This window comes from Acidaminococcus hominis (genome assembly GCF_900291475.1).
Classification (GTDB): Bacteria; Bacillota; Negativicutes; order Acidaminococcales; family Acidaminococcaceae; genus Acidaminococcus; species Acidaminococcus hominis.
Window position 1 is genome coordinate 445,123 of record NZ_OLMM01000004.1, and the last position, 20,416, is coordinate 465,538.

General features: G+C 55.0%; 18 protein-coding genes and 1 pseudogene. 1 reads left to right on the forward strand and 18 read right to left on the reverse strand.

Annotated elements, in window-relative coordinates:
* Positions 1-94: 94 nt before the first annotated feature.
* From ftsH to C7E10_RS05530, 6 genes and pseudogenes are all read right to left on the reverse strand, one after another.
* Positions 95-1,972, reverse strand: a complete 1,878-nt coding sequence (gene ftsH, locus C7E10_RS05505) for an ATP-dependent zinc metalloprotease FtsH (RefSeq protein WP_105326338.1) — start codon at positions 1,970-1,972, stop codon at positions 95-97.
* 163 nt (positions 1,973-2,135) lie between these two features.
* Entirely contained in the window at positions 2,136-3,227 is a 1,092-nt protein-coding gene (gene pdxA, locus C7E10_RS05510) for a 4-hydroxythreonine-4-phosphate dehydrogenase PdxA (RefSeq protein ID WP_105326339.1), read from the reverse strand.
* Positions 3,228-4,490 carry a four-carbon acid sugar kinase family protein gene (locus tag C7E10_RS05515; RefSeq protein WP_105326340.1) on the reverse strand — a complete coding sequence of 421 codons (1,263 nt, stop codon included), beginning with the start codon at positions 4,488-4,490 and terminating at the stop codon, positions 3,228-3,230. It lies immediately after the preceding gene.
* Between the two features lie 173 nt (positions 4,491-4,663).
* Positions 4,664-5,621: pseudogene (locus tag C7E10_RS05520) on the reverse strand (2-keto-3-deoxygluconate permease).
* Between the two features lie 18 nt (positions 5,622-5,639).
* Positions 5,640-6,806, reverse strand: coding sequence for a UxaA family hydrolase (locus C7E10_RS05525; protein ID WP_105326341.1), 1,167 nt, complete (start codon positions 6,804-6,806; stop codon positions 5,640-5,642).
* 18 nt (positions 6,807-6,824) lie between these two features.
* Positions 6,825-7,103, reverse strand: a complete 279-nt coding sequence (locus tag C7E10_RS05530; protein WP_105326342.1) for a UxaA family hydrolase — start codon at positions 7,101-7,103, stop codon at positions 6,825-6,827.
* Positions 7,104-7,286: 183 nt separating this feature from the next.
* Between C7E10_RS05530 and C7E10_RS05535 the strand changes: the two genes are divergently transcribed.
* Positions 7,287-9,074 (forward strand): sigma-54-dependent Fis family transcriptional regulator, encoded by a 1,788-nt coding sequence (locus C7E10_RS05535; protein ID WP_158572307.1) that lies wholly within the window; start codon positions 7,287-7,289, stop codon positions 9,072-9,074.
* A 50-nt stretch (positions 9,075-9,124) separates the two neighbouring features.
* On the opposite strand, the gene mutY is transcribed toward C7E10_RS05535, so the two are convergent.
* The 12 genes from mutY to C7E10_RS05595 form a co-directional block, all read right to left on the reverse strand.
* A complete protein-coding gene (mutY, locus tag C7E10_RS05540; RefSeq protein WP_231086955.1) occupies positions 9,125-10,189 on the reverse strand; it encodes an A/G-specific adenine glycosylase in 1,065 nt (354 codons plus the stop codon).
* Complete coding sequence (locus tag C7E10_RS05545; protein ID WP_105326345.1) at positions 10,173-10,658, reverse strand: 8-oxo-dGTP diphosphatase; 486 nt, start codon at positions 10,656-10,658, stop codon at positions 10,173-10,175. Before C7E10_RS05545 ends, mutY begins: the two co-directional genes overlap by 17 nt.
* 9 nt (positions 10,659-10,667) lie before the next feature.
* Positions 10,668-11,789 carry a M20 family metallopeptidase gene (locus C7E10_RS05550; protein ID WP_231086953.1) on the reverse strand — a complete coding sequence of 374 codons (1,122 nt, stop codon included), beginning with the start codon at positions 11,787-11,789 and terminating at the stop codon, positions 10,668-10,670.
* Between the two features lie 100 nt (positions 11,790-11,889).
* Positions 11,890-12,879, reverse strand: coding sequence for a 5-oxoprolinase subunit C family protein (locus tag C7E10_RS05555; protein ID WP_105326346.1), 990 nt, complete (start codon positions 12,877-12,879; stop codon positions 11,890-11,892).
* On the reverse strand, positions 12,876-13,646 hold the full coding sequence (pxpB, locus tag C7E10_RS05560) for a 5-oxoprolinase subunit PxpB (protein ID WP_105326347.1): 771 nt from the start codon (positions 13,644-13,646) through the stop codon (positions 12,876-12,878). Before pxpB ends, C7E10_RS05555 begins: the two co-directional genes overlap by 4 nt.
* Positions 13,647-13,658: 12 nt before the next feature.
* Positions 13,659-14,846 carry an NRAMP family divalent metal transporter gene (locus tag C7E10_RS05565; protein ID WP_105326348.1) on the reverse strand — a complete coding sequence of 396 codons (1,188 nt, stop codon included), beginning with the start codon at positions 14,844-14,846 and terminating at the stop codon, positions 13,659-13,661.
* Positions 14,847-14,921: 75 nt separating this feature from the next.
* Positions 14,922-15,689, reverse strand: a complete 768-nt coding sequence (locus C7E10_RS05570; RefSeq protein ID WP_105326349.1) for a LamB/YcsF family protein — start codon at positions 15,687-15,689, stop codon at positions 14,922-14,924.
* Positions 15,690-15,902: 213 nt separating this feature from the next.
* Positions 15,903-16,067 carry a hypothetical protein gene (locus C7E10_RS12050; RefSeq protein ID WP_160101835.1) on the reverse strand — a complete coding sequence of 55 codons (165 nt, stop codon included), beginning with the start codon at positions 16,065-16,067 and terminating at the stop codon, positions 15,903-15,905.
* 4 nt (positions 16,068-16,071) lie between these two features.
* Positions 16,072-17,286: an ABC transporter permease gene (locus C7E10_RS05580; protein ID WP_105326351.1), complete on the reverse strand. Its 1,215-nt coding sequence runs from the start codon at positions 17,284-17,286 to the stop codon at positions 16,072-16,074.
* Positions 17,287-17,290: 4 nt separating this feature from the next.
* Positions 17,291-17,974 carry an ABC transporter ATP-binding protein gene (locus C7E10_RS05585; RefSeq protein WP_105326352.1) on the reverse strand — a complete coding sequence of 228 codons (684 nt, stop codon included), beginning with the start codon at positions 17,972-17,974 and terminating at the stop codon, positions 17,291-17,293.
* Positions 17,975-17,994: 20 nt separating this feature from the next.
* On the reverse strand, positions 17,995-19,065 hold the full coding sequence (locus C7E10_RS05590; protein WP_105326353.1) for an efflux RND transporter periplasmic adaptor subunit: 1,071 nt from the start codon (positions 19,063-19,065) through the stop codon (positions 17,995-17,997).
* An 83-nt stretch (positions 19,066-19,148) separates the two neighbouring features.
* The gene (locus tag C7E10_RS05595) at positions 19,149-20,405 is read right to left on the reverse strand and encodes a glutamate-5-semialdehyde dehydrogenase (protein ID WP_105326354.1); all 1,257 of its coding nucleotides are present in this window, start codon (positions 20,403-20,405) and stop codon (positions 19,149-19,151) included.
* Positions 20,406-20,416: the final 11 nt, after the last annotated feature.

The following is a 20,416-nucleotide window of genomic DNA, read 5'->3' on the forward strand; positions in this document are numbered from 1 at the left end:
ATTATAAAGAAATGCCCTGAAAGAAACAATCTGAATTTTCTTAGCGAAAAAAAACACCCTGAACAGGAAATCCTGTCCAGGGTACGGTTCTTGCTTAGCTTTCTGTTGTGGCGGTGGTATCCACCGTTTCTGCTTCTGCCGGAGCATCCGGGTTGTTGCCGTTTAAGATGGCCATGAACTCGTCCCCGGTAATGGTTTCTTTCTTCAGCAGGTACTGGGCCAGCTCGTCCATTTTGGCCCGCCGGCTTTCCAGGATTTCCCGGGCTTCCTTATGGGCCTTCTTCACCAGCTGGAACACGGCTTCGTCAATCTTGGCTGCGGTTTCCGGTGCGCAGGCCAGGGAGGTATCCCCGCTAAGATAGGCACTATTCACGGATTCCAGGGCAACCATATCGAACTCATCCGTCATGCCAAACCGGGTAATCATGGCCCGGGCCAGCTTGGTGGCCTGCTCAATATCGTTGGAGGCGCCGCTGGTTACCAGGTTGAACACCACTTCTTCGGCGGACCGGCCGCCGGTCAGGGTAACAATCTTTTCGTACAATTCCTTCCGGCTCATGAGCACCTTTTCCTGGGTATCCACCTGCATGGTATAGCCCAGGGCTCCGGAAGTACGGGGGATAATGGTAATCTTGTGAACGGGGGCAGAATTTTTCTGGGAAGCTGCCACCAGGGCGTGGCCGATTTCGTGGTAGGCAATCACGTTCTTTTCGTCCTGGGAAATCACCGCACCCTTTCTCTGGGCCCCGGCAATAACCACTTCCACGGATTCTTCCAGGTCCTCCTGGGTCACTTCCGTCCGGCCCATCCGCACCGCCCTAAGGGCGGCTTCGTTGACAATGTTAGCCAGTTCAGCACCGGAGGCCCCGCTGGTAGCCAGAGCCACCGTGTGGAAGTCCACCTGGGGATCCATGCGTACATCGTGGGAATGGACCTTCAAAATAGCTTCCCGGCCCTGGAGGTCCGGCAATTCTACCGGTACCCGCCGGTCAAAACGCCCCGGCCGCAATAGCGCCTTATCCAGCACTTCCGGCCGGTTGGTGGCGGCCAAAATGATGACGCCCTTGCTGCCGTCAAACCCATCCATTTCGGAAAGCAGCTGGTTCAGGGTCTGTTCCCGTTCATCATTGCTGCCAAATTGGCCGCTGTCACGCTTTTTGCCGATGGCATCAATTTCATCAATGAACACAATACAGGGAGCCTTTTCCTGGGCCTGCTTAAACAGGTCCCGAACCCGGGCGGCGCCCATGCCCACAAACATTTCAATGAACTCGGAGCCGGAAATGGAGAAGAACGGTACCTTGGCTTCCCCAGCTACGGCCTTGGCCAAAAGGGTCTTACCAGTCCCAGGAGGTCCTACCAGCAATACGCCCTTGGGCATCACCGCACCAATGGCCGTGTACCGGGAGGGATTATGCAGGTAGTTGACGATTTCCTGGAGGGCTTCCTTGGCCTCGTCCTGGCCAGCCACATCCTTGAAGGTGGTGCCGGTCTGGGCTTCGATATACACCTTGGCGTTGCTTTTGCCAAAGCTCATCATATTGCCCCCGCCCATTTTGGGGCCCAAATACCGCATAATCAGCTGGCCGATTACCATGAAAATCAGGAAGGGCAAAATCCAGTTGTTGAAGAACCGGGTAATGGGAGATTCTTCCTTAGGAATCACCTGGGAGAACTCCACCTTGGCCTTCACCAGCCGGCTCACCAGTTCCGGGTCGTCCACCCGGCCGGTAACGTAAATCTGTTCTTTTCCGTCCTGATTGCACAGCAGGGCAATCCTGTCCTTGGTGATTTCCACCTTGGAGGCCTTTCCCTCGTCCACCATGCTCAGAAAATTGGTATAGCTGACCTCATGCACCTGGGGTTTAAAAAACAGCGGGGTGATGATGGTATTGATGATCAGGATGATCAAGATGGCAGCAATATAATAATATTGCTTGCTTTTATTGGGGTTGCGGTCGGATTCATTCATCGCAATCAATTCCTTTCTGCCTGGTAATAGGAAACTTTGATAAGTTTTATTATAGCACAGAACGGCCCCTTTGACAGAACTGTACAGTCAGTTTGTACGAGAAGTGCAAAAAGAAGGAGCGGAGGAAAAGTTTTCTTCTCCTCCGCTCCTTGAAACTACCCAATCAGGCTTGTTTTTTCCGGTGAATGCCCAGCTGGATGGCATAGGAAATGGCGTTTTCCAGGCTCAGCTCGTTGGCATTGCCGCTGCCTGCATGGCCAAAGCCGGTGCCGTGGTCCACACTGGCCCGGATAATGGGCAGGCCCAGGGTAATGTTGACCCCGGCCACTGCATCCCAGCGGCCCAGTTCATGGTTGTACACGAAGCCCTTGACCTTCAGGGGAATATGGCCCTGGTCATGGTACATGCAGACCACAATGTCGTACCAGCCGCCCAGTGCCTTGGAGAACACTGTATCTGCCGGAGTGGGCTTGCCGTCCGGTATGCAGATGCCTTCTGCCATAGCTTCATCAATGGCGGGCTGGATTTCCTCGATTTCTTCCCGGCCAAACAGGCCCCCTTCCCCGCAGTGGGGGTTCAGACCAGCTACGGCGATTTTAGGTTTCTCAATACCCAAAGCCTTGCAGCCAGCATCGGCAATCCGGATGACTTCCAGCACCCGGGGTTTCTTTACCCGTTCAATGGCTTCCCGCAGGGAGACGTGGGTGGAAACGTGGACCACCCGCAGGTTATCGTGGGCCAGCATCATGGTGTAATGCTGGGTATGGGTATATTCGGCGTAGATTTCCGTGTGGCCGGAGTAATGGTACCCTGCCATATTGATGGCTTCCTTGCTGAGGGCGTTGGTAACTGTAGCATCCACCTGATTCTTCATAGCCAGGTCGATGACCTTGATTACGTATTGGAAGGCAGCTTCCCCGCCCAGGGCGCAGGCCCCCACCCCAAAGGGAGCGGGTTTCCCGTCCTTTTCGTGCTGGGGAATTTGTTCCGGTTTCACCAGATCCAGACTGATCAGGTCAATGGTGCCATATTGGAACAGGGCATCCTTTACGTCTTTGATGGTATGGAGTTTCAGGGTAAAACCGCTGACCTTTTCCGCCACCTTTAAAGCGTATTCCATGCAGGACGCATCGCCTACCACCAGGGGACGGCATTGTTCATAGATTTTCAGGTCGTGCAGAGCTTTTACGGTAATTTCCGGGCCGTTGCCAAAAGGATCTCCCATGGTAATGGCCACAATGGGTTTTTCTTGCATTTATTTTTCCTCCTTCGTCGTGGTTTGCAGGGTATCCAACAGCCGCAGAATCACATCCGGGTCTCCAAAACCCCCGGACTTGGAAATCAGCAGCTGGGTCTTGCCATCAAGCTGCACTGTGGACAGCACAGTGCCGGTAAACAATTCCCGAATAGGGGTAATCTCGTAGGTTCCCAGAGCCTGTACAAAGCCCATGAGAATGTCCCCTCCGGTTACCATCAGGGTAGTCCGGACCTGCCGGTCCAGCAAGCCCTTGATCAGGGCCCCCATATCCTCCGGAATCCGGCTGCGCACATCGGACAGGTTCAGGCCCCGATCGGCGGCGTAGGCTTCCACCGGTTCTTCTCCGGGAATATCATTGGTATCCACCAGGCACTGCCGGCCCTGTTTCAGCTGCTCCGCCAGGTCGTCCAAAAGCACGGCGCCGTCCGTGGTGGCAAAATACCCTGGGGTCAGGCTTTGGGCGAGTTTTAAGGGATAATACACCATCCTTCCACTGTCCACTGCCTGCTTTACCTGGGTGCGGGTAATGGGATTCACGCTGCCGCAGACCAGAAGAAACGCTTTTTCGGCCTTGGGCAGCGGCGGGCGCTTCCCGGTAATTTCCATCAGCCGGGCCAGCACCGAAGCAAAACCGGCACAGCCAGCCAGGACTTTTAAGCGTCCCAACTTTTTCAGTTCCAGCCCCCGGTTCAGGATATCCTCCTGGGTCACGGCATCGTACACCTGGATGCCGGGCTGCTCCCCGGCCATTTCCCGAAGACCAACGCTATGCACCGTAAAATCCGTCTGGGTATGGAGCACATCGGCTACTCGGGAATACTTCACCGGATCAAAGGGATCCTGGCCAAACACCGAGTCCGCCACGGGAACTCCCTTAATATAATGGATTCCGTCTACTGTAGTCCGCTCCGTTTTGGGATAAGCGGGAATAAAATGCAGCTGGGTACTGCCGCTAGCGTCCAGCAGAGCGCCCAATTCCGCGCCTACATTTCCCCGGAGGCCGGAGTCCGTCTTCTTATAGATGCAGGCCACCCCCAGGGCCACCGCCTGTTCCGTAATGGAACGGACCAGGTCCGCAGCCTGGGCGGGAGGAATATGCCGGGATTCCGTATCAATCACCAGGACCTGTACCTGGGGATCCAGGGCTTCCAAAGGATATTGGGGATCCAGCACCACCCGGGTATTGGCCCCTTCATCTACAAATTGGATGCCGGTATCCAGGGCCCCCGTCAGATCATCGGCCAAAATCAATAGTTCCATAGTTTCAGCTCCTCTTTTGTGCGCTTCCTTTGTTTGGAGTACTTGCTCTTCCTATTGTAGGGGTTTTCTCCCCTTCGTGCAATCCTTTGCTCCCTTTTTGCCGGGTTACAAAGAAAAGGGGCTGTATCAACGAAACCTCTTGATACAGCCCCAAGGCTTAGCCAGCCCTAGGCTTATTTGTAATCTTCCGGATGGGTTGCCATCTCATGCTTATGCAGCATAGTGACCAGCAGCGGGCACAGGAGAGCCGTGGTAATAATGGCGGCAGAAACCTGTACCGTAGCCGCATCGCTGAGAGCGGTGGAAATAACCCCAGCAGCAGCCACAGCCGCCGGCGTGCTGGCAGCGTTGCCTGCGGTGGTACCGATGGCGGCACCGACTTCGGCATGTTTGTAATGCATCAGTTTGTAGCCTGCGTACCCGGCAAGACCAGTGAGCACCGTGGAGGCAACCCCCAAAAGGATACCGGCAGGGCCGGCCTTCACAATGGAAGTCAGGGTCAGGCCAGCGCCCAGCGGGAAGGCAAAGAAAGGAATCAGCAGGCTGGCCCCCGGTTCACAGAACTTCTTGATATCCGGGTCCAGGTTGCCCAAAATGCAGCCTACCACAATGGGGATTACGCAGCCAATCAGTACTTCAACAGGAACTGCATAGCCTGCAGCCCCCAGAGCCAGCAAAGTGAAGAAAGGACCATCGTTGATGGACAGGATGGAAACAGCGCCTACGTCGGTGGCATCGCCGTATTCCCCAGCCAGAGCCGCATACAGGCCCCCGTTGGAGTTGGCAATGGCGGCAATAATGGCAATGGGTGCCAGGCCAAAGATACCGGCTTCCCCAAAGGTATAGCTGACCGCTACCCCGATACCCATGCCCACCAACACCTTAATGGCCGTCAGCAAAACGCCTTTGGTCAGGGTGGTTCCGGCTTGCTTCACATCAATGGTTGTCCCCGTTACAGAACAGGAAAGCTGCCAAAAGCGGCATGGCGCCAGTTTTCCATAAGTAGGTAGTAAAGGTCCCTTTGAAGATTACCCAAAATTCAGGAACGCAGGTATTCACCAGGGCACCCAAGAGCAGCGGAACAATCATCAAACCGCCCGGACATTTCTTTACAGTCTGTAATATTTTCATAATAGCCCCCGTCCTTGCTTAGAATGTGCCAGATACTTTGTAGATACCAAACTCCCGGTGCCCCAGGGCTTCTGCCTTGGTCAGCTTGCCGTTGCAAACGTCCAGCAGCAGCTGGAAGGTTTCTTCACCGATATCTTTGATGGTTGCGCCTTCGGTAATGATCTTGCCAGCGTTCACATCAATGTTGTCCGGCATATTGTTGTAGGTATCCGTGTTGCCCGTAATCTTGATGACCGGAGCAATGGGGCTGCCCGTAGGCGTGCCGCGGCCGGTGGAGAATACAACTACCGTAGCGCCGCCGGCTACCATGCCGGTAATGGATTCAATATCCTGGCCCGGGGTATCCATGAAATACAGGCCTTTCTTTTCCAGAGGCAGCATTTCGGAATAATCCAGGGCGCCCATGAAGGGAGCTTCCGTCCCTGCTTTGTACATGCAGCCCAGGGATTTTTCTTCGATGGTGGACAGGCCGCCGGCTTTGTTGCCCGGAGTAGGTTGGCCGGTACGCAGATCTTCGCCCAGTTTCAGGGCCCGTTCTTCCACGTTATGCACCATGGTCAGGAATTTTTCCCGCTGATCCGCATCCACAAACCGTTTGGCCAGGATGTGTTCAGCCCCGATAACTTCAGTGGTTTCGCTGAGGATGCTGCTGCCGCCCAGGCTGCACAGCTTATCGGACACATAGCCGATGGAGGGGTTGGAAGCCAGACCGCTGGTGGGGTCAGAACCGCCGCATTCCATGCCCAGAATGATTTCGCTGATGTCCCCTTCGGTCCGTACTTGGGTAGACAGTTTGGCAGCCATGGCGCAGGCAATTTCCCCGCCCCGGGAAATTGCTTTCAGGGTGCCGCCGCAGCCTTGAATGGTAATGGCGTCCACAGGTTTACCCGTAACGGCAATCCGTTTGGCCAGGTCATCAGCCTGAATACCGTCGCAGCCCAGACCTACCACCAGTACAGCGCCTACGTTGGCGTTCATGCCAAAGCCGGCCAAAGTGCGTTCGGTCTGTTCCTGGTCGGAACCGATCTGGCAGCAGCCATGTTCATTGCTTACATACACAGCGCCGGGTACCTGAGCTGCAATTTTGGCAGCCGTATCCGTAGCGCACACGGAGGTGGGCAGAATCAGCAGATGATTCCGTACGCCGAAAGTTCCATTTTCACGTCTATAGCCTAAAATTTTCATGATAGCTCCCCCTGTTCCTTATGCCTTCAAGTCGCCGCGGCCGCGGGTGCTGGCCAGATTGTGTACGTGTACATAATCGCCAGGATGCAGATCCGTCAGGGCTTCCCCAATGATCTGGCCGTATTTGTAGCAGTACTCGTCTTTTTTGATTTCTGCTACTGCCATTTTGTGAAACTTGGGAATGTCGCTGGTGGCCGTGTACTCCTTGCCTTCAAACGTAATGGTTTCGCCCTTGGCAATGGGACGCAGGCAGGTGACCAAATTGTCCTTGCTGTTTACATGAATAACCGCATTCATTCTGATACCCCCTCTGAATTCGGACCTTCGTCCGTTTTGACGTCTTTATTGTAACAAGTGCAGGAAAATGGTTCAAGAATACAAAATCCAAAAATCGTTTAAATCTGAAACATATTTTTAAATTGTTCAGAACATTGTAATTTGCTTGTATATATGTTACATTATGAAACAGGAGGAATCCCTATGAACCATAAAATCCAATTGCTGGCCATTGCGCCCTATGAAGCCCTGAAACATGTAATCCTGGAAACGGCCAAAGAATTTCCCCAGCTCCAGGTTACGGTGGAAGTCGGCACCATTTATGAAGGCGTAGAAAAACTGAAACAGCACCACCTGGAAAACTACGATGCCGTCCTGTCCCGGGGCGGTACCAAAATGGAAGTGGAAAAGAACACCACCCTGCCGGTTTTCGGCATCCCCATTTCCTACTACGACCTGCTCCACATCATCAAGCTGGTGGAACACTACCAGGGGAAGGCCGCCATCCTGTCCTACGAAAATATTGCCAACTCGGCCCGGGTGCTCTGTGACGTATTGCAGCTGCATTTTGACATTTATAATATCGACCAATGGCATAATGCTGCCGAAAAAGTAACCCAGTTAAAGGAAATGGGCTACACTCTGATTATCGGGGACGCCGTATCCGTGGAATATGCGGAGAAACTGGGCATGCAGAATGTCCTGCTGACCTCCGGCCGGGAAAGCGTCCGGGAGGCCCTGACCCAGGTCACCCAGGTTACCACCTATCTGCGCCGGGCCACCGCCGAAAACACCCTGTTCCATGCCGGACTCAGCCGGCAGGGCGTACACCTGCTCTGTTATGACGAAACGGGAGAGCTGCTCTACGACGACCTGCCCAAGAACCTGCACAAACTGCAAACCTTCTGCCGGCGGCTGCTGCCTGCAATCCGCACCGAAGGGGACAAAACCGTGTACCGCAAACTGCCGGAGGGCTTTTTTGAAATCAGGGCCCAGCGCCACCACTATCGGAACGCCCCCTACAGCCTGTTTTTCATCCAGCCCCAGCGCTTCTTTACCCAGTCCGGGACCCCGCCCTATCTAACCTTTTACGAAGCCTCCTCCGGCCACAGTGAGCAGCGGGGCCTGCCCAATTTTTTGCAGATTGTTTCCCCGACCGCCTGGACACAGGCCCTGGAAATGGCCAAAAGCGTCCAGCCCCTGTGCATTACCGGGGCCCCCGGCACAGAAGGGGACATTTTCTGCCAGCAGCTCTACGAAAAAAGCGGCCGCACCCAAACGCCCCTGCTGCAGCTGGACTGCCGGCTGCTGCACCAGGAGGACATTCTCCATTTCTGCACGGACCCCCATTCTCCCTTGTTTTTGGAGCAGGGTTCCCTCTGCTTTAGGAATCTGGAAGGCTTGGCACCGGAGCTATTTACCCTGCTGGTAGATGAACTGGCCGCTGCCCGCTACAGCGCCACCGGCCGGCTGTACTTTCAGCTGACCGGCAGCCCGGAAGATCCTCTGCTCCAGGAAAGGCTTACCGTCCTGAGGGAAACCTTCCGGGTCTTCCACATCCCCCTGCCGTCCCTGGCCCACAAGGAGGACAAAATCCTGAACTACGCCCTGCTCTACCTCCAGCACCACAACCACCTATACGATACCAAACTGGTGGGCATGGATCCTGAGGCTGTAACCCTCCTGTGCCAATACAGCTGGCCCCAAAACACCAGCCAGCTGCGCCAGGTGCTGCGCCGGGCCATTGTACTTTCTACGGAGACGCCCTGGATCCGGGCCCACACCATCCGGCAGCTGCTCCGGCACGAGGAAGAAATCTTCCGGCCATCCCTAAGGCAGCCCCTGCCCCTCCACCAAACCCTGGACCAGCTTATCCAGGCCGTGGTCCAGAAAACCCTGGAAGAAGAAAATATGAACCAAAGTGCCGCAGCAAGGCGGCTGGGCATCAGCCGTACCACCCTGTGGCGGCTGCTCAAAAAGAAAAAGGAATAAAAAAACAGGAGAAACCGGACTTGCGGTTTCTCCTGTTTTATTTTCGGCTTTTAAAATTCCAGTACCGGAGCCAATTCCCCCTGGCAGATTTTCTCCGCCAGCTTGGCGTGAGGCCCGGCCAGCGGCAGGCGCTGCCATTCTTCAGGGCTGAGCCAAAGATATTCCCCCTCCGGCACCTGGCTGCCGTTCAATAGATACCCGGTCATCAGCCAAATCTGGTGGGTAAATACGTGCTTGTGGCTCCACACGGCTGCTTCCGTCCGGCCTCCCAGCAGCTGTTCCAGCCCTGCCTTGGCAGCCGATTCCGCGGCCTCCAGCACCATGGGAAATTCCCACATGGACGCCAGCATGCCCTTTTCCGGCCGCTTGTGCAGCAGGTACCGTCCCTCCTGTTCCCACAGGGCACAGGCTGCATAAAACACCTTCTGGGGGGCTTTTTTGCTTTTGACGGGCAGTTCTTCCTCCCGGCCTTCCGCTCTAGCCTGGCAGACCCCTGTCAGGGGGCAAAGAGAGCAGCGGGGATGCCGGGGAATGCAGACTTCCGCGCCCAGATCCATCATGGCCTCGTTAAAGTCCCCTGGCCGCTCCCCGGGAATGGCCTTTTCAGCCAGCCGGGTCAGGGTATTTTTCCCCGCAGTGCCGGCAATATCCTCGTCCACCCCGTACAGCCGGGCCAGCACCCGCAGCAGATTTCCGTCCACGGCGGGGATTTTCTGCCCGTAGGCCATGGACAGAATGGCCCCTGCAGTATAGGCTCCAATCCCCGGCAGGCTGCGCAGGGCTTTCTCCTCCTGGGGCACCTGTCCCCCGTACTGGACCAGCACCTGCTGGGCCGCCTTGTGCAGGTTCCTGGCCCTGCTGTAGTAGCCCAGCCCCTGCCAGGCCCGAAGCACCTGTTCTTCGCTGGCCTGGGCCAAGGCCTGAAGCGTTGGGAACTGTTGCCGCCAGCGGGCAAAATATTCCTTGACCGCTTCCGTCCGGGTCTGCTGGAGCATGATTTCCGATACCCACACCTGGTAGGGATCCCGGGGGCTCTTTTCCCGCCAGGGCAAGTCCCGCCGGTTCTGGTCAAACCAGGTCAGCAGCAGCTGGGGCCAGTTACTTGCCGGGGTCAAGATGAACCTCCGCATACACGTCATGGATTACGTGGTTGCAGTCCTCGTCAAACTGCACCGTGCCCCGGAGCTGTTTTCCCTGAAGCAGCAGAGGCAGCCAGCGTTTATCCGCTTCCCACATCTCCTCATAGGGCAGATCCTTCACCGCAAACCACCGGGGCTCCATTTCTTCCGTTGCCCGGACCTGCCCCTGCCAACGGCGGACAAAGTACACCATGCCCACATGGGACCAGTTTCCATCAGAAGGCTGGTCAAAATAAATATCCCCCACCAGCTCCAGATCCTCCGGGCGGACCGTAAGTCCGCTTTCTTCCCACAGTTCCCGGACGGCACACTGCCGCAGGGTTTCCCCCGGTTCAAGCTTGCCCCCGAAACCGTTCCATTTGTTCACGCCCATGCCCCGCTTCTTCCGGCCCAGCAGTACCCGGCCCTGGGCATCAATGGGGTAAACCAAAGAAGTATCCCGCATACCCGCCTCCTACTCCGTCAGCAGCGTTTTCACCAACGCTGCAAGAAAGGCAAACCGGGGTTCCAGGCTGGAAATCAGCCCGTATTCCGTAACGGCGTGGCCATCTCCCCCAATAGGACCCATCCCGTCAATGGTGGGAATGCCCAGGGCAGAGGTAAAGTTGCCGTCACTGCCGCCCCCGGCTGCCTGCCAGTGGAAACGCAGCCCCAGATGCCCAGCCACCTGCTCCGCCTGCCGGCAGAAAGCCAGGGATTTTTCCGTAGGCAGCATGGGAGGCCGGGCTACCCCGCCGTCCACGTCCACCTTCACCCGACTGTCAAAGGGAGCAGCCTGCAGCTGCCGCAGGGCCTTGTCAATTCTCTCCCCCTCTGCCAGGGTCTTGATCCGCACATCCAGGACACAGGTGCATTCTGCCGCCAGCACATTGGCTGCAGTGCCGCCGTTCACCAGGCCAATATTCACCGTGGTGCCTGCTTCTGGGCTGGCCAAAGCTATAATTTTTTCTCCCCAGCGGATAAATTCGTTAATGGCACTGGCGCCTTTGTCCGGGTTTACCCCCGCATGGGAAGCAATTCCGTGGAAGGTCAGCCGGTACTTGGCAATGCCCTTCCGTTCGTTGACCAGATCCCCATTGGGCCGGGCCGATTCCATAATCAGTGCATGGTCCGCCTTTTGGGCTTCCCGCTCTATAATAGGCCGGGAAAACCGGGAGCTGATCTCTTCGTCCGGGTTAAACAGCAGGCAGACACTGCCCTTGGCCTTTTCCGCGCTGAGCAGCTCCGCCAGATATACCATGAACAGGTCCCCGCATTTCATATCCGAAGCCCCAGGACCCTTAAACTTGTCCCCTTCCGTAGAAAACGGCCGCTGGGCCGCCGTGCCCGGGGGGAATACCGTATCCATATGGCCCAAAAGAATTACATCATAGTGGTCCTCCCGACCCCATACCGCCTTCAGACAGGGTCCCACTTCCTCCCCAACGGGAATCAGGGTCGTTTGCCAGCCCGCCTTGTCCAAGCGGTTTTGCAGCCAGGCCGCCACCTTGGCCGTTCCTTCCGGATACCGGCTAAAAGACTCCAGACCCACCAGCTCCGCCAAATCCGCCAAATATTGCGTTACATCCAGTGCCATCGCTTTGCTCCTTTACAAAAAAGTACCCTGCAGGAAACTCCTGCAGGGCAAGGTTTTACTACTGCAGTTCTCACTGCATTATACCATATGAACAAAAATCTTACCGAGCGGTCATCAAGGCCGCTTCTTTTAGAAATTCCCGCTGCTTGGCCAACGCTCCTTCCGCTTCTGTCAGTGTCACCAATTTAAAGCGGAGCTTTTCTCCCGGGCGCAGCTGGGCCAGCCGGGGCAGATCTGCTTGAACTACCTGGCCAATTTTCGGATAGCCCCCGGTGGTTTGCCGGTCCGCCATCAGGATGATGGGATTCCCGTCCGCCGGTACCTGGATGGACCCGAAGGTTACCGGTTCAGAAATCAGGGACTTGCCCTTTTCCTTGTAGGTAAGAGGTTCTTCCCCGGACAGCCGGTACCCCATCCGGTCCGATTGGGGCGTAATGGTGTAAGGCCGGCCAAAGAAGATGTTGTAACTCTCTTCCGTAAACCAGTCGTACTGTAGCCCTTCCGCTACCCGAATGGGGCCAGGCTCCAGTACGCCTCCATTAGGGAGGGACCAGCCCATACTGGAGAAGGCCTTGCCTCCCTGTTTGGAAAGCTCTGCGGCAAAGGCTTTTTGGCTTTCCATCAGCGCTCCCACCGCCAGCTCTTCTCCGTCCTTTAAGGGTGCGCCTCCGACTCCGCCCAGCTTAGCCCGCAGGTAGGTGCTTTTGCTGCCCATAACCAGGGGCACGTCAAAGCCCCCAGCTACAGTAAGATAACCACGGGTTCCCGTTTTTGCCATGCCAAAAAGCAGGGTGCTGTCTTCTTTTACATAAATGGCCCGGTTCATAGGCACGGGCACACCGCCCAGTTTGGCCTGGAGGTCAGCACCCGTCAGGGCAAAGACCAGCCCTGCCGGCAGCTTTAGTACGGGCCCGCCCATGGTCATTTCCAGAGCCCCTTCCCCCGGCTTGTTCTGCACCAGTAGATTGCCCAATTCCAGGGACAAGGAGTCCATGGCTCCGCTGACCAGTACTCCATATTTTTGGTAGCCATACCGCCCCAGATCCTGCAGGGTCGTCAAAGGGCCGCCTTTCTTCACAAGGATGTTCATTGTACGGCATCTCCCTTCTCTTTGGCTGCAATCTCGGCATACTCTTCCGGCGTAATGCTGTAAAATTCAATTCTATCCCCTGCCTGGAGCACACTGGGATGCTCCGGATCCTGAGGCCGAAACAGTTCTAGGGGCGTCCGGCCAATCAACTGCCACCCACCAGGGGTTTCCAACGGGTAAGCCCCGGTCTGGGTACCGGCAATACCTACTGTCCCTTTGGGAATTACCAGTCTGGGCGTATCTCGGCGAGGGGTGGCAATGGCTTCCGGCAATCCCCCAATGTAGGGGAAACCGGGAGCAAAACCAATCATGTACACCAGATAATCACCGCTAGTGTGAATTTTCACCACTTCTTCCGGCGTCATATGGTGGTACTCTGCCACATACTCCAGGTCCGGTCCAAATTCCCCGCCGTAGCAGACAGGAATCCGCACCTTTTCTGTTTCAGCAGCTTCGCTGATTTCCAGTTTTTTTAATCTCTTTTTTAATTCCATAGCTGCTTCCCGGTAGCCCTTGGACAGCACCGGATCCTCGGGCAACTGGGATTTCTGGGCCAGAACCAGGGGATCATAAAAAATGGTCACCCCCGTATAGGAAGCTTCAAATTCCTGGATACCCGGGAAGGGGTCCTCTTCCAGTGCCTTTACCAAAGCCCGGGCACAGCGCAGCAATTCCGGGTTGATGACATTTCCAAAAGACACCATAATGGCCGCCTCTCCCACAGGATGAATTTGGGCAGCCTGTAAATAGTCTTCTGCTTTATTCATGGCCTTCACTCCTTATCCCAAAAGCTGGGGCAGCATATGCAGCACGGTCTGCACGCCCATATACAGCATTACTACAAAGACAATCCAACCTGTGATAATCAACAGCTGAGAATGGTGATATTCTCCCACAATTTTCTTATTCCGGGCAGCCAGCAGCAGGGAGCCCAGGATAATGGGCAAAATCAATCCGTTCAGGGCACCTACTACTACCAGCACGGTAACCGGCCGTCCAATAAAGGAAAACACAAAGGACGATACCAGGATAAACGCAATAATCAAGTAGCGATGGTATTTTTCCAAAGTAGGGCTGAAGGTCCGGATAAAGGAAACGGAGGTGTAGGCACAGCCCACTACAGAAGTAATGGCAGCTGACCACATGACAATCCCGAAGATTTTATACCCTACATCCCCTACCGCCAACTGGAAAACAGAAGCCGGCGGGTTGGCAGGATCCAGGGTAAAGCCCTGGGCAATAACCCCCAAAGTAGCTAGGAACAGCAAAATCCGCATCAAGCTGGTAATACCAATGCCCATGAGAGAGCTGCGGTTTACCTGGTCCATATTTTCCACCCCGGAAATCCCCGCATCCAGCAGCCGATGGCCGCCGGCAAAGGTAATATAGCCGCCCACGCTGCCCCCAACCAAGGTCACAATGGACATCACGTCTATGGTATCCGGCATTACGGTCTTGGAAATGGCCAGTCCCAGAGGCGGATGGGATGTAAAGGCTACGTAGATGGTCAGCAATACCATCAGTCCCCCTACACACTGGGCAAATTTGTCCATGAGACTGCCAGCTTCCTTATTCAGGAAAATAAACACGGCAATTACTGTACTGATTAAAGCTCCTGCCACCGGAGAAATGCCAAACAGCACGTTAAGCCCCAGGCCAGCCCCACCAATATTGCCAATATTAAAGGCCAAGCCCCCGGCTACCACCAGTGCGGACACAAAATACCCCAATCCCGGCAGCACCAGGTTGGCAATATCCTGCCCTGGCTTTTTGGCTGCGGCAATAATGCGCCAAACGTTCAGTTGGGTAATGGCATGAATAATGATGGTAGCCAAAATCACGAAGCCGAAGCTGGCTCCCAATCTTCCCGTAAATACAGTGGTTTGGGTTAAAAAACCGGGCCCGATGGCAGAAGTAGCCATCAAAAAAGCAGCTCCAAGCAGAACACTCAAATTCGACTCTTTCATAACTAGGTTTCCTCCATTTCACGATTGGGTCAAAATTTAGAATGCAAACGGGTATTCCTTGGCTGCAAACCACCTTTAGCGCAGGAACGTACCAGCAGCGGCAATTTCTACGCCATTCTCAGCCAATGCCTTACGGATTTTCTGGGTGAACTGCAGCGCTTTTGGTCCATCCCCATGGACACAAATGGTATCAGCCTTTACAGGAATCACCTTGCCGCTAAGGGTGGTTACCTTCTTATCCAGTACCATGGACAGCACCTGGGCAATGGATTTGTCTTCATCGGTAATCATGGCACCGGGCTGGGTCCGGGGCGTCAGGGAGCCGTCTTCCTGGTAGCTTCTGTCCGCAAATACTTCGGAAGCCACTACCAGACCTACCTTTTCCCCTGCCTTGACACTTTCGCTGCCAGCCAGGGCATAGAGAATAATTTCCGGGTCTACATCATAGATGGCTTGGGCAATGGCTTCTGCCAGTTTGGGATCCTTGGCAGCCATATTGTACATGGCCCCATGGGGCTTTACATGCTGCAGTTTGGTGCCATGGGTCTTGGCAAAAGCGGACAAAGCCCCTACCTGATACACCACCATGGCGTACACATCAGCCGGAGATACAGCCATTTTCCGGCGGCCAAAGCCTACCAGGTCCGGATACCCAGGATGGGCTCCCAGGGCCACGCCTCTTTTCACAGCTAGGTCCACGGTCTTTTTCATCACGGACGGATCACTGGCATGGAAGCCGCAGGCAATATTGGCGGACGTAACCAGAGGCAGCACCTCTTCATCCAAGCCAATCTTGTAGGCACCAAAGCTTTCACCCAAGTCGGAATTCAAATCGATTTTCATACCAATCCCTCCTAATTTGTATTTTGTATATAATATCCAGTATCAGTATATCGTATAAATCGACATTGATTCATTCAAATATTTCATGTATTCTGTTTGCTTTCTGATTTAATGAAATAACAAGTTAGTTCCAAATCCATTGTTTTACTTTTTTACATTTTTACAAACAAAAAGCAGGCCAAGCTGCGCTGCTTGGCCTGCTGCCTTTTTAGCTTATTTAACCATACGTACCAGTTCCATCAGACCCTTCACCACAATAGCAAAGAGTATCAATGCCCGGGTGCGGTCCTTTACGTCAAATTTCGTCTTGGGCCGGTGGCAAAACTCCACAAAACCCCGCCATTTCTGTCCCAAAGTGGGTTTTTGCTGCGCTGTCATGGCATCACTCGTAGCGCAGGGCATCAATGGGATCCAGAAGGGCTGCCTTCTTGGCTGGGTACAGTCCAAAGAACAGGCCAATACCCACGGAGAAGAGAACGGAGATTACAATGGCAAGCCCCGAAATCACCACTTTCCACCCAATCACATGGGCTACAATGGAGGATACAATAACCCCCAGGATCATGCCCGTGGTTCCGCCAGTGACCCCGATAACCATGGATTCCACCAGGAACTGGAGGAGGATATCCTTGTAGGTGGCCCCCAGGGCTTTCCGTATGCCGATTTCCCTGGTCCGTTCGGTAACCGAAACCAGCATGATATTCATAATCCCGATGCCGCCTACCAAAAGGCTGATAGCAGCCACAATGGCCAGCAGCAGGGTAATGGACCCTGTGGTTTCCTGGGCAGTCTTGATGATTTCCGCCAGGTTTCGGACGGTAAAGTCATCGTCCTCCCCATTCCTGATCTTGTGCCGGGTCCGCAGCAGGGTAATTACATCGGATTGGACCTGATTGATGGTATTTTCATTTTCGCACTGGATGGTAATATTCCGGACGCTGGTAAGACCCATCAGTCTCTGCATAGCCGTGGTCAGGGGGATGAATACCACATCATCCTGATCCTGGCCCATGGAAGACTGGCCCTTGGCTCCCATTACCCCAATCACCTGGAAAGGAGCTTTGTTGATCCGCACCAGCTGGCCTACGGCATTGCCGTCAGGATACAGGTTGTCCGCCACGGTTTTCCCAATAACGCACACCCGGTCCCGGCTGCTCATTTCCCGTTCCGTAAACATCCGGCCATCTGCAATGGTATAGTTGCGGATTTCGATGATGTTGGGGGTATACCCCTGTACCGAGGTATTCCAGTTCTGGTTGCCGGCAACCAGCTGGTAGCTGCTCTGCACGCCAGGAGCCACATACTTGATACCGTCCACGTTTTTCTCAATGGCCTTGGCATCTTCATAGGTCAGCTTGGCGCCGCTGCCGCTGGCAATCCGCTGGCCATTGGCCGTCCGGCCGCCGCTCATGACAATCAGCAGGTTGCTGCCCATACTGCTGATGTTCTCCTTGACCTGTTCCTGCATGCCCAGGCCCAGGGACACCATGGCAATCACCGAGCCAACCCCGATGATAATACCCAGCATGGTAAGAAAGGTTCTCAGCTTATTGGACACCATACCTTCCAGTGCCATTTTCACACATTCTCGAAACACCTTTCTACCCCTTCCGTTCGTCTTGGATCAAACAGCCATCCCGCATGGTCAGGATCCGCTGGGTCATTGCCGCCAGTTCCGGTTCATGGGTAACCATGATAACCGTTTTGCCGTCATGGTTCAGCTGTTCAAAAATATCAATGATTTCCAAGGTTGATTTTGTGTCCAGGTTGCCGGTGGGTTCGTCGGCCATAATAATGGCCGGGTTGTTGATCAGGGCCCGGGCAATGGCCACCCGCTGCCGCTGGCCGCCGCTCATCTCGTTGGGCTTGTGGTACAGCCGCTTGCCCAGCCCCACCGCTTCCAGGGCTTTTTCCGCCCGCTCCGTCCGCTCCGCCAGCTTGACCCCGGCGTAGATCAGGGGCAGGGCTACATTTTCCACGGCCGTCAGCCGGGACAGCAGGTTGAAACTCTGAAACACAAAGCCAATCCGCTGGTTCCGGGTTCGGGCCAATTCATCGTCCGAGTATTTGGCAATGTCCTTGCCTTCCAGCAGATAATGGCCGGAAGTGGGACGGTCCAGGCAGCCCAGGATATTCATCATGGTGGATTTGCCGCTGCCCGAAGGGCCTACAATGGAAGTGAATTTGCTCTGCTCAAACTTCACAGAAACGTGATTCAGGGCCATAACCACTGTGTCGCCCATGGCGTAGCTTTTTACAATGTCCTGCAATTCGATTACATCCATTCCCGTCTGCCTCCTTTCCCTTACATGGGAGGACCCATCCGCTTGTTGCTGGTGGAGGTTGCCGACGTGGTTCTCACCAGCAGCTCATCCCCCGGCTGAAGATCGCCTTCTACGGCAATCCGGTCTTCCCCGGTAAGCAGTACCTTTACCGGCACATCCTTGCTGGTGTTGGTCTTCTTGTCGTAGACCTGAACGTAATTTTTCCCGTCCTTGGTCCGCAGGCATTTGCTGGAAATGGTCAGGGCATCCTGCACCTGGTCAACAATGACGTTGGCCCGGGCAGTCATGGTGGGCATCAGCTTGCCTTCCGTATTTTCTACATCCACGTAGCAGGTGTAGTAGTTTACGTTGTTGGTAGTGGTAGCACTGCGGCTGACCAAAGAAATAATCCCTTCAAAGGTGGTATCCGGGTAGGCATCTACCGTAAATTCCACCTTTTGGCCCACCTTGATCTGGCCAATATCGGATTCGTCCACCATCAGATAGATCTGCATCTTGTCCAGGGTGGCTACGGTCATCAGTACCTGAGGCGTAGAAATACCGGAGGATACCGTCTGGCCTACAGGCGTCGGTTTGCCAATGACAGAACCATCAATAGGCGTAGAGATTACTGTATCGTTTACATTGGAGGTTGCCTGTTCATATTCGGCCTTGGCCACCAGATAATCGGCTTCCGCGGTATCAAATACGCTTTGGGCAATGGCCCCCTGTTCCAGCAGCTGCTGGTCACGGCGGTAGGTCACTTCCTTATCCGCCAGGGTGGCCCGCTTCATTTCCTGGGTGGCCTTTAAAGAAGTATCATCCAGTTTTACCAAGGGCTGGCCTGCCGTTACGTGCTGGTTTTCCTTTACGTACACCTGCACAATACGGCCGGTAATTTTGGAGTTGATTTCTACGCTGTCCACAGCGTTCAGGGCACCGGTGGCAGAAATGGTTTTCCGCACGTCGCCCCGGGTTACGGCATCCGTCCGGGTAGCCGCCACCGTTTCCTCCAATTTTTTATTCTGGTAGTACTTATAGCCGCCCAGGCCGGCGATGATCAGCACCACCAGCACAATCAGCAGCGTTTTGTACTTTCGTAGTTTGTCCACACTCTCCCCTGCTTTCTTCGCTAAAGTTCTTCCACGACTTCCGTTTCCATAATACACCCTCTTTGTGAAGGTTTCATGAAAACTCAGCCCCGTACCTGCCCATTCCCATTAATCAGGTACTTGGTGGTAGTCAGTTCCGGCAGGCCCATAGGTCCCCGGGCGTGGAGTTTCTGGGTGCTGATGCCGATTTCCGCCCCGAAACCGAATTCAAAGCCATCGGTAAACCGGGTGGAAGCATTCACATACACCGCCGCTGCGTCCACCAGCAATTGGAATTTCCGGGCGTTTTCGTAGTTTTCCGTGACAATGGCTTCAGAATGGCCAGTGCCGTAGCGGCGAATATGGGCCACCGCTTCTTCCAGGCTGTCCACCACTTTGACGCTGAGCCGCAGGTCCCCATACTCCGTAGCCCAATCTTCTTCCGAAGCAGGCTGCACCTCTGCGCTGTAGCTTTGGGTCTTGGCGTCGCCCAAAATGGTCACCCGGGCCTTTTTGTAGGCCTCCAGCATGGCCGGCATAAAGGTATCGGCAATGTTTTTGTGCACCAGCAGGGTTTCCATGGCGTTGCAGGTGGAAGGCCGGTTCACCTTGGCATTCAGGGCAATATTTACGGCCATGGGAATCTGGGCGTATTCGTCCACATAGGTATGGCAGACCCCGGCACCGGTTTCAATCACCGGTACGGAGGCGTTGCGCACCACGCTTTGAATTAGCCCGGCGCCGCCCCGGGGAATCACCACATCCACCAGACCGTTCAGATGAATCAGTTCCGTTACGGCATCCCGTTCCGGCACGTTCACAAATTGGATGGCACCCTTGGGCAGGCCCACCTTTTCCCCGGCAGCAATCAGCACATCGCTGACCGCCTTGTTGGAATGGAGGGCTTCCCGGCCGCCCTTCAGGATTACGGCGTTGCCGCTTTTCACGCACAGGGCAATGGCGTCCGCCGTTACATTGGGCCGGGCTTCGTAAATGATGCCAATAACCCCCAAAGGCACGGTGATTTTGGTCAGGGTAAGGCCGTTGGGCAGCATGGAACCGCTGAGGATTTTCCCCACCGGATCCGGCAGCGCCGTTACCTGGCGGATGCCCTTGGCCATTTGTACCAAACGGTCGTGGGTCAACAGCAGCCGGTCCAGCAGGGAGTCCTTCAAGCCCCCGGCTTTTCCCTTCTCCATATCCAGCTGGTTGGCTTTCAAAATAACTTCTTCCTGCTCCAGCAGGCTGTCAGCCATGGCCAGCAAAATATCATTTTTCACCTTCGTATTGAGAATTCCCAGGGTCACTTCTGCGTCTTTGGCAGCAGCAGCCTGTTCCCGTACCAACCCTTCCTTATACATGGCGCACCTCC

What these genes read in the sequence shown, in the direction of transcription:
- C7E10_RS05550 (WP_231086953.1), bottom strand. Translation starts at nt 11,789, where the DNA reads ATGGCACTGGATGTAACGCAATATTTGGCGGATTTGGCGGAGCTGGTG.
- C7E10_RS05585 (WP_105326352.1), bottom strand. Translation starts at nt 17,974, where the DNA reads ATGGATGTAATCGAATTGCAGGACATTGTAAAAAGCTACGCCATGGGC.
- C7E10_RS05555 (WP_105326346.1), bottom strand. Translation starts at nt 12,879, where the DNA reads ATGAACATCCTTGTGAAGAAAGGCGGCCCTTTGACGACCCTGCAGGAT.
- ftsH (WP_105326338.1), bottom strand. Translation starts at nt 1,972, where the DNA reads ATGAATGAATCCGACCGCAACCCCAATAAAAGCAAGCAATATTATTAT.
- C7E10_RS05595 (WP_105326354.1), bottom strand. Translation starts at nt 20,405, where the DNA reads ATGTATAAGGAAGGGTTGGTACGGGAACAGGCTGCTGCTGCCAAAGAC.
- C7E10_RS05515 (WP_105326340.1), bottom strand. Translation starts at nt 4,490, where the DNA reads ATGGAACTATTGATTTTGGCCGATGATCTGACGGGGGCCCTGGATACC.
- C7E10_RS05525 (WP_105326341.1), bottom strand. Translation starts at nt 6,806, where the DNA reads ATGAAAATTTTAGGCTATAGACGTGAAAATGGAACTTTCGGCGTACGG.
- C7E10_RS05530 (WP_105326342.1), bottom strand. Translation starts at nt 7,103, where the DNA reads ATGAATGCGGTTATTCATGTAAACAGCAAGGACAATTTGGTCACCTGC.
- C7E10_RS12050 (WP_160101835.1), bottom strand. Translation starts at nt 16,067, where the DNA reads ATGACAGCGCAGCAAAAACCCACTTTGGGACAGAAATGGCGGGGTTTT.
- pxpB (WP_105326347.1), bottom strand. Translation starts at nt 13,646, where the DNA reads ATGAATAAAGCAGAAGACTATTTACAGGCTGCCCAAATTCATCCTGTG.
- C7E10_RS05565 (WP_105326348.1), bottom strand. Translation starts at nt 14,846, where the DNA reads ATGAAAGAGTCGAATTTGAGTGTTCTGCTTGGAGCTGCTTTTTTGATG.
- C7E10_RS05535 (WP_158572307.1), top strand. Translation starts at nt 7,287, where the DNA reads ATGAACCATAAAATCCAATTGCTGGCCATTGCGCCCTATGAAGCCCTG.
- C7E10_RS05570 (WP_105326349.1), bottom strand. Translation starts at nt 15,689, where the DNA reads ATGAAAATCGATTTGAATTCCGACTTGGGTGAAAGCTTTGGTGCCTAC.
- C7E10_RS05545 (WP_105326345.1), bottom strand. Translation starts at nt 10,658, where the DNA reads ATGCGGGATACTTCTTTGGTTTACCCCATTGATGCCCAGGGCCGGGTA.
- pdxA (WP_105326339.1), bottom strand. Translation starts at nt 3,227, where the DNA reads ATGCAAGAAAAACCCATTGTGGCCATTACCATGGGAGATCCTTTTGGC.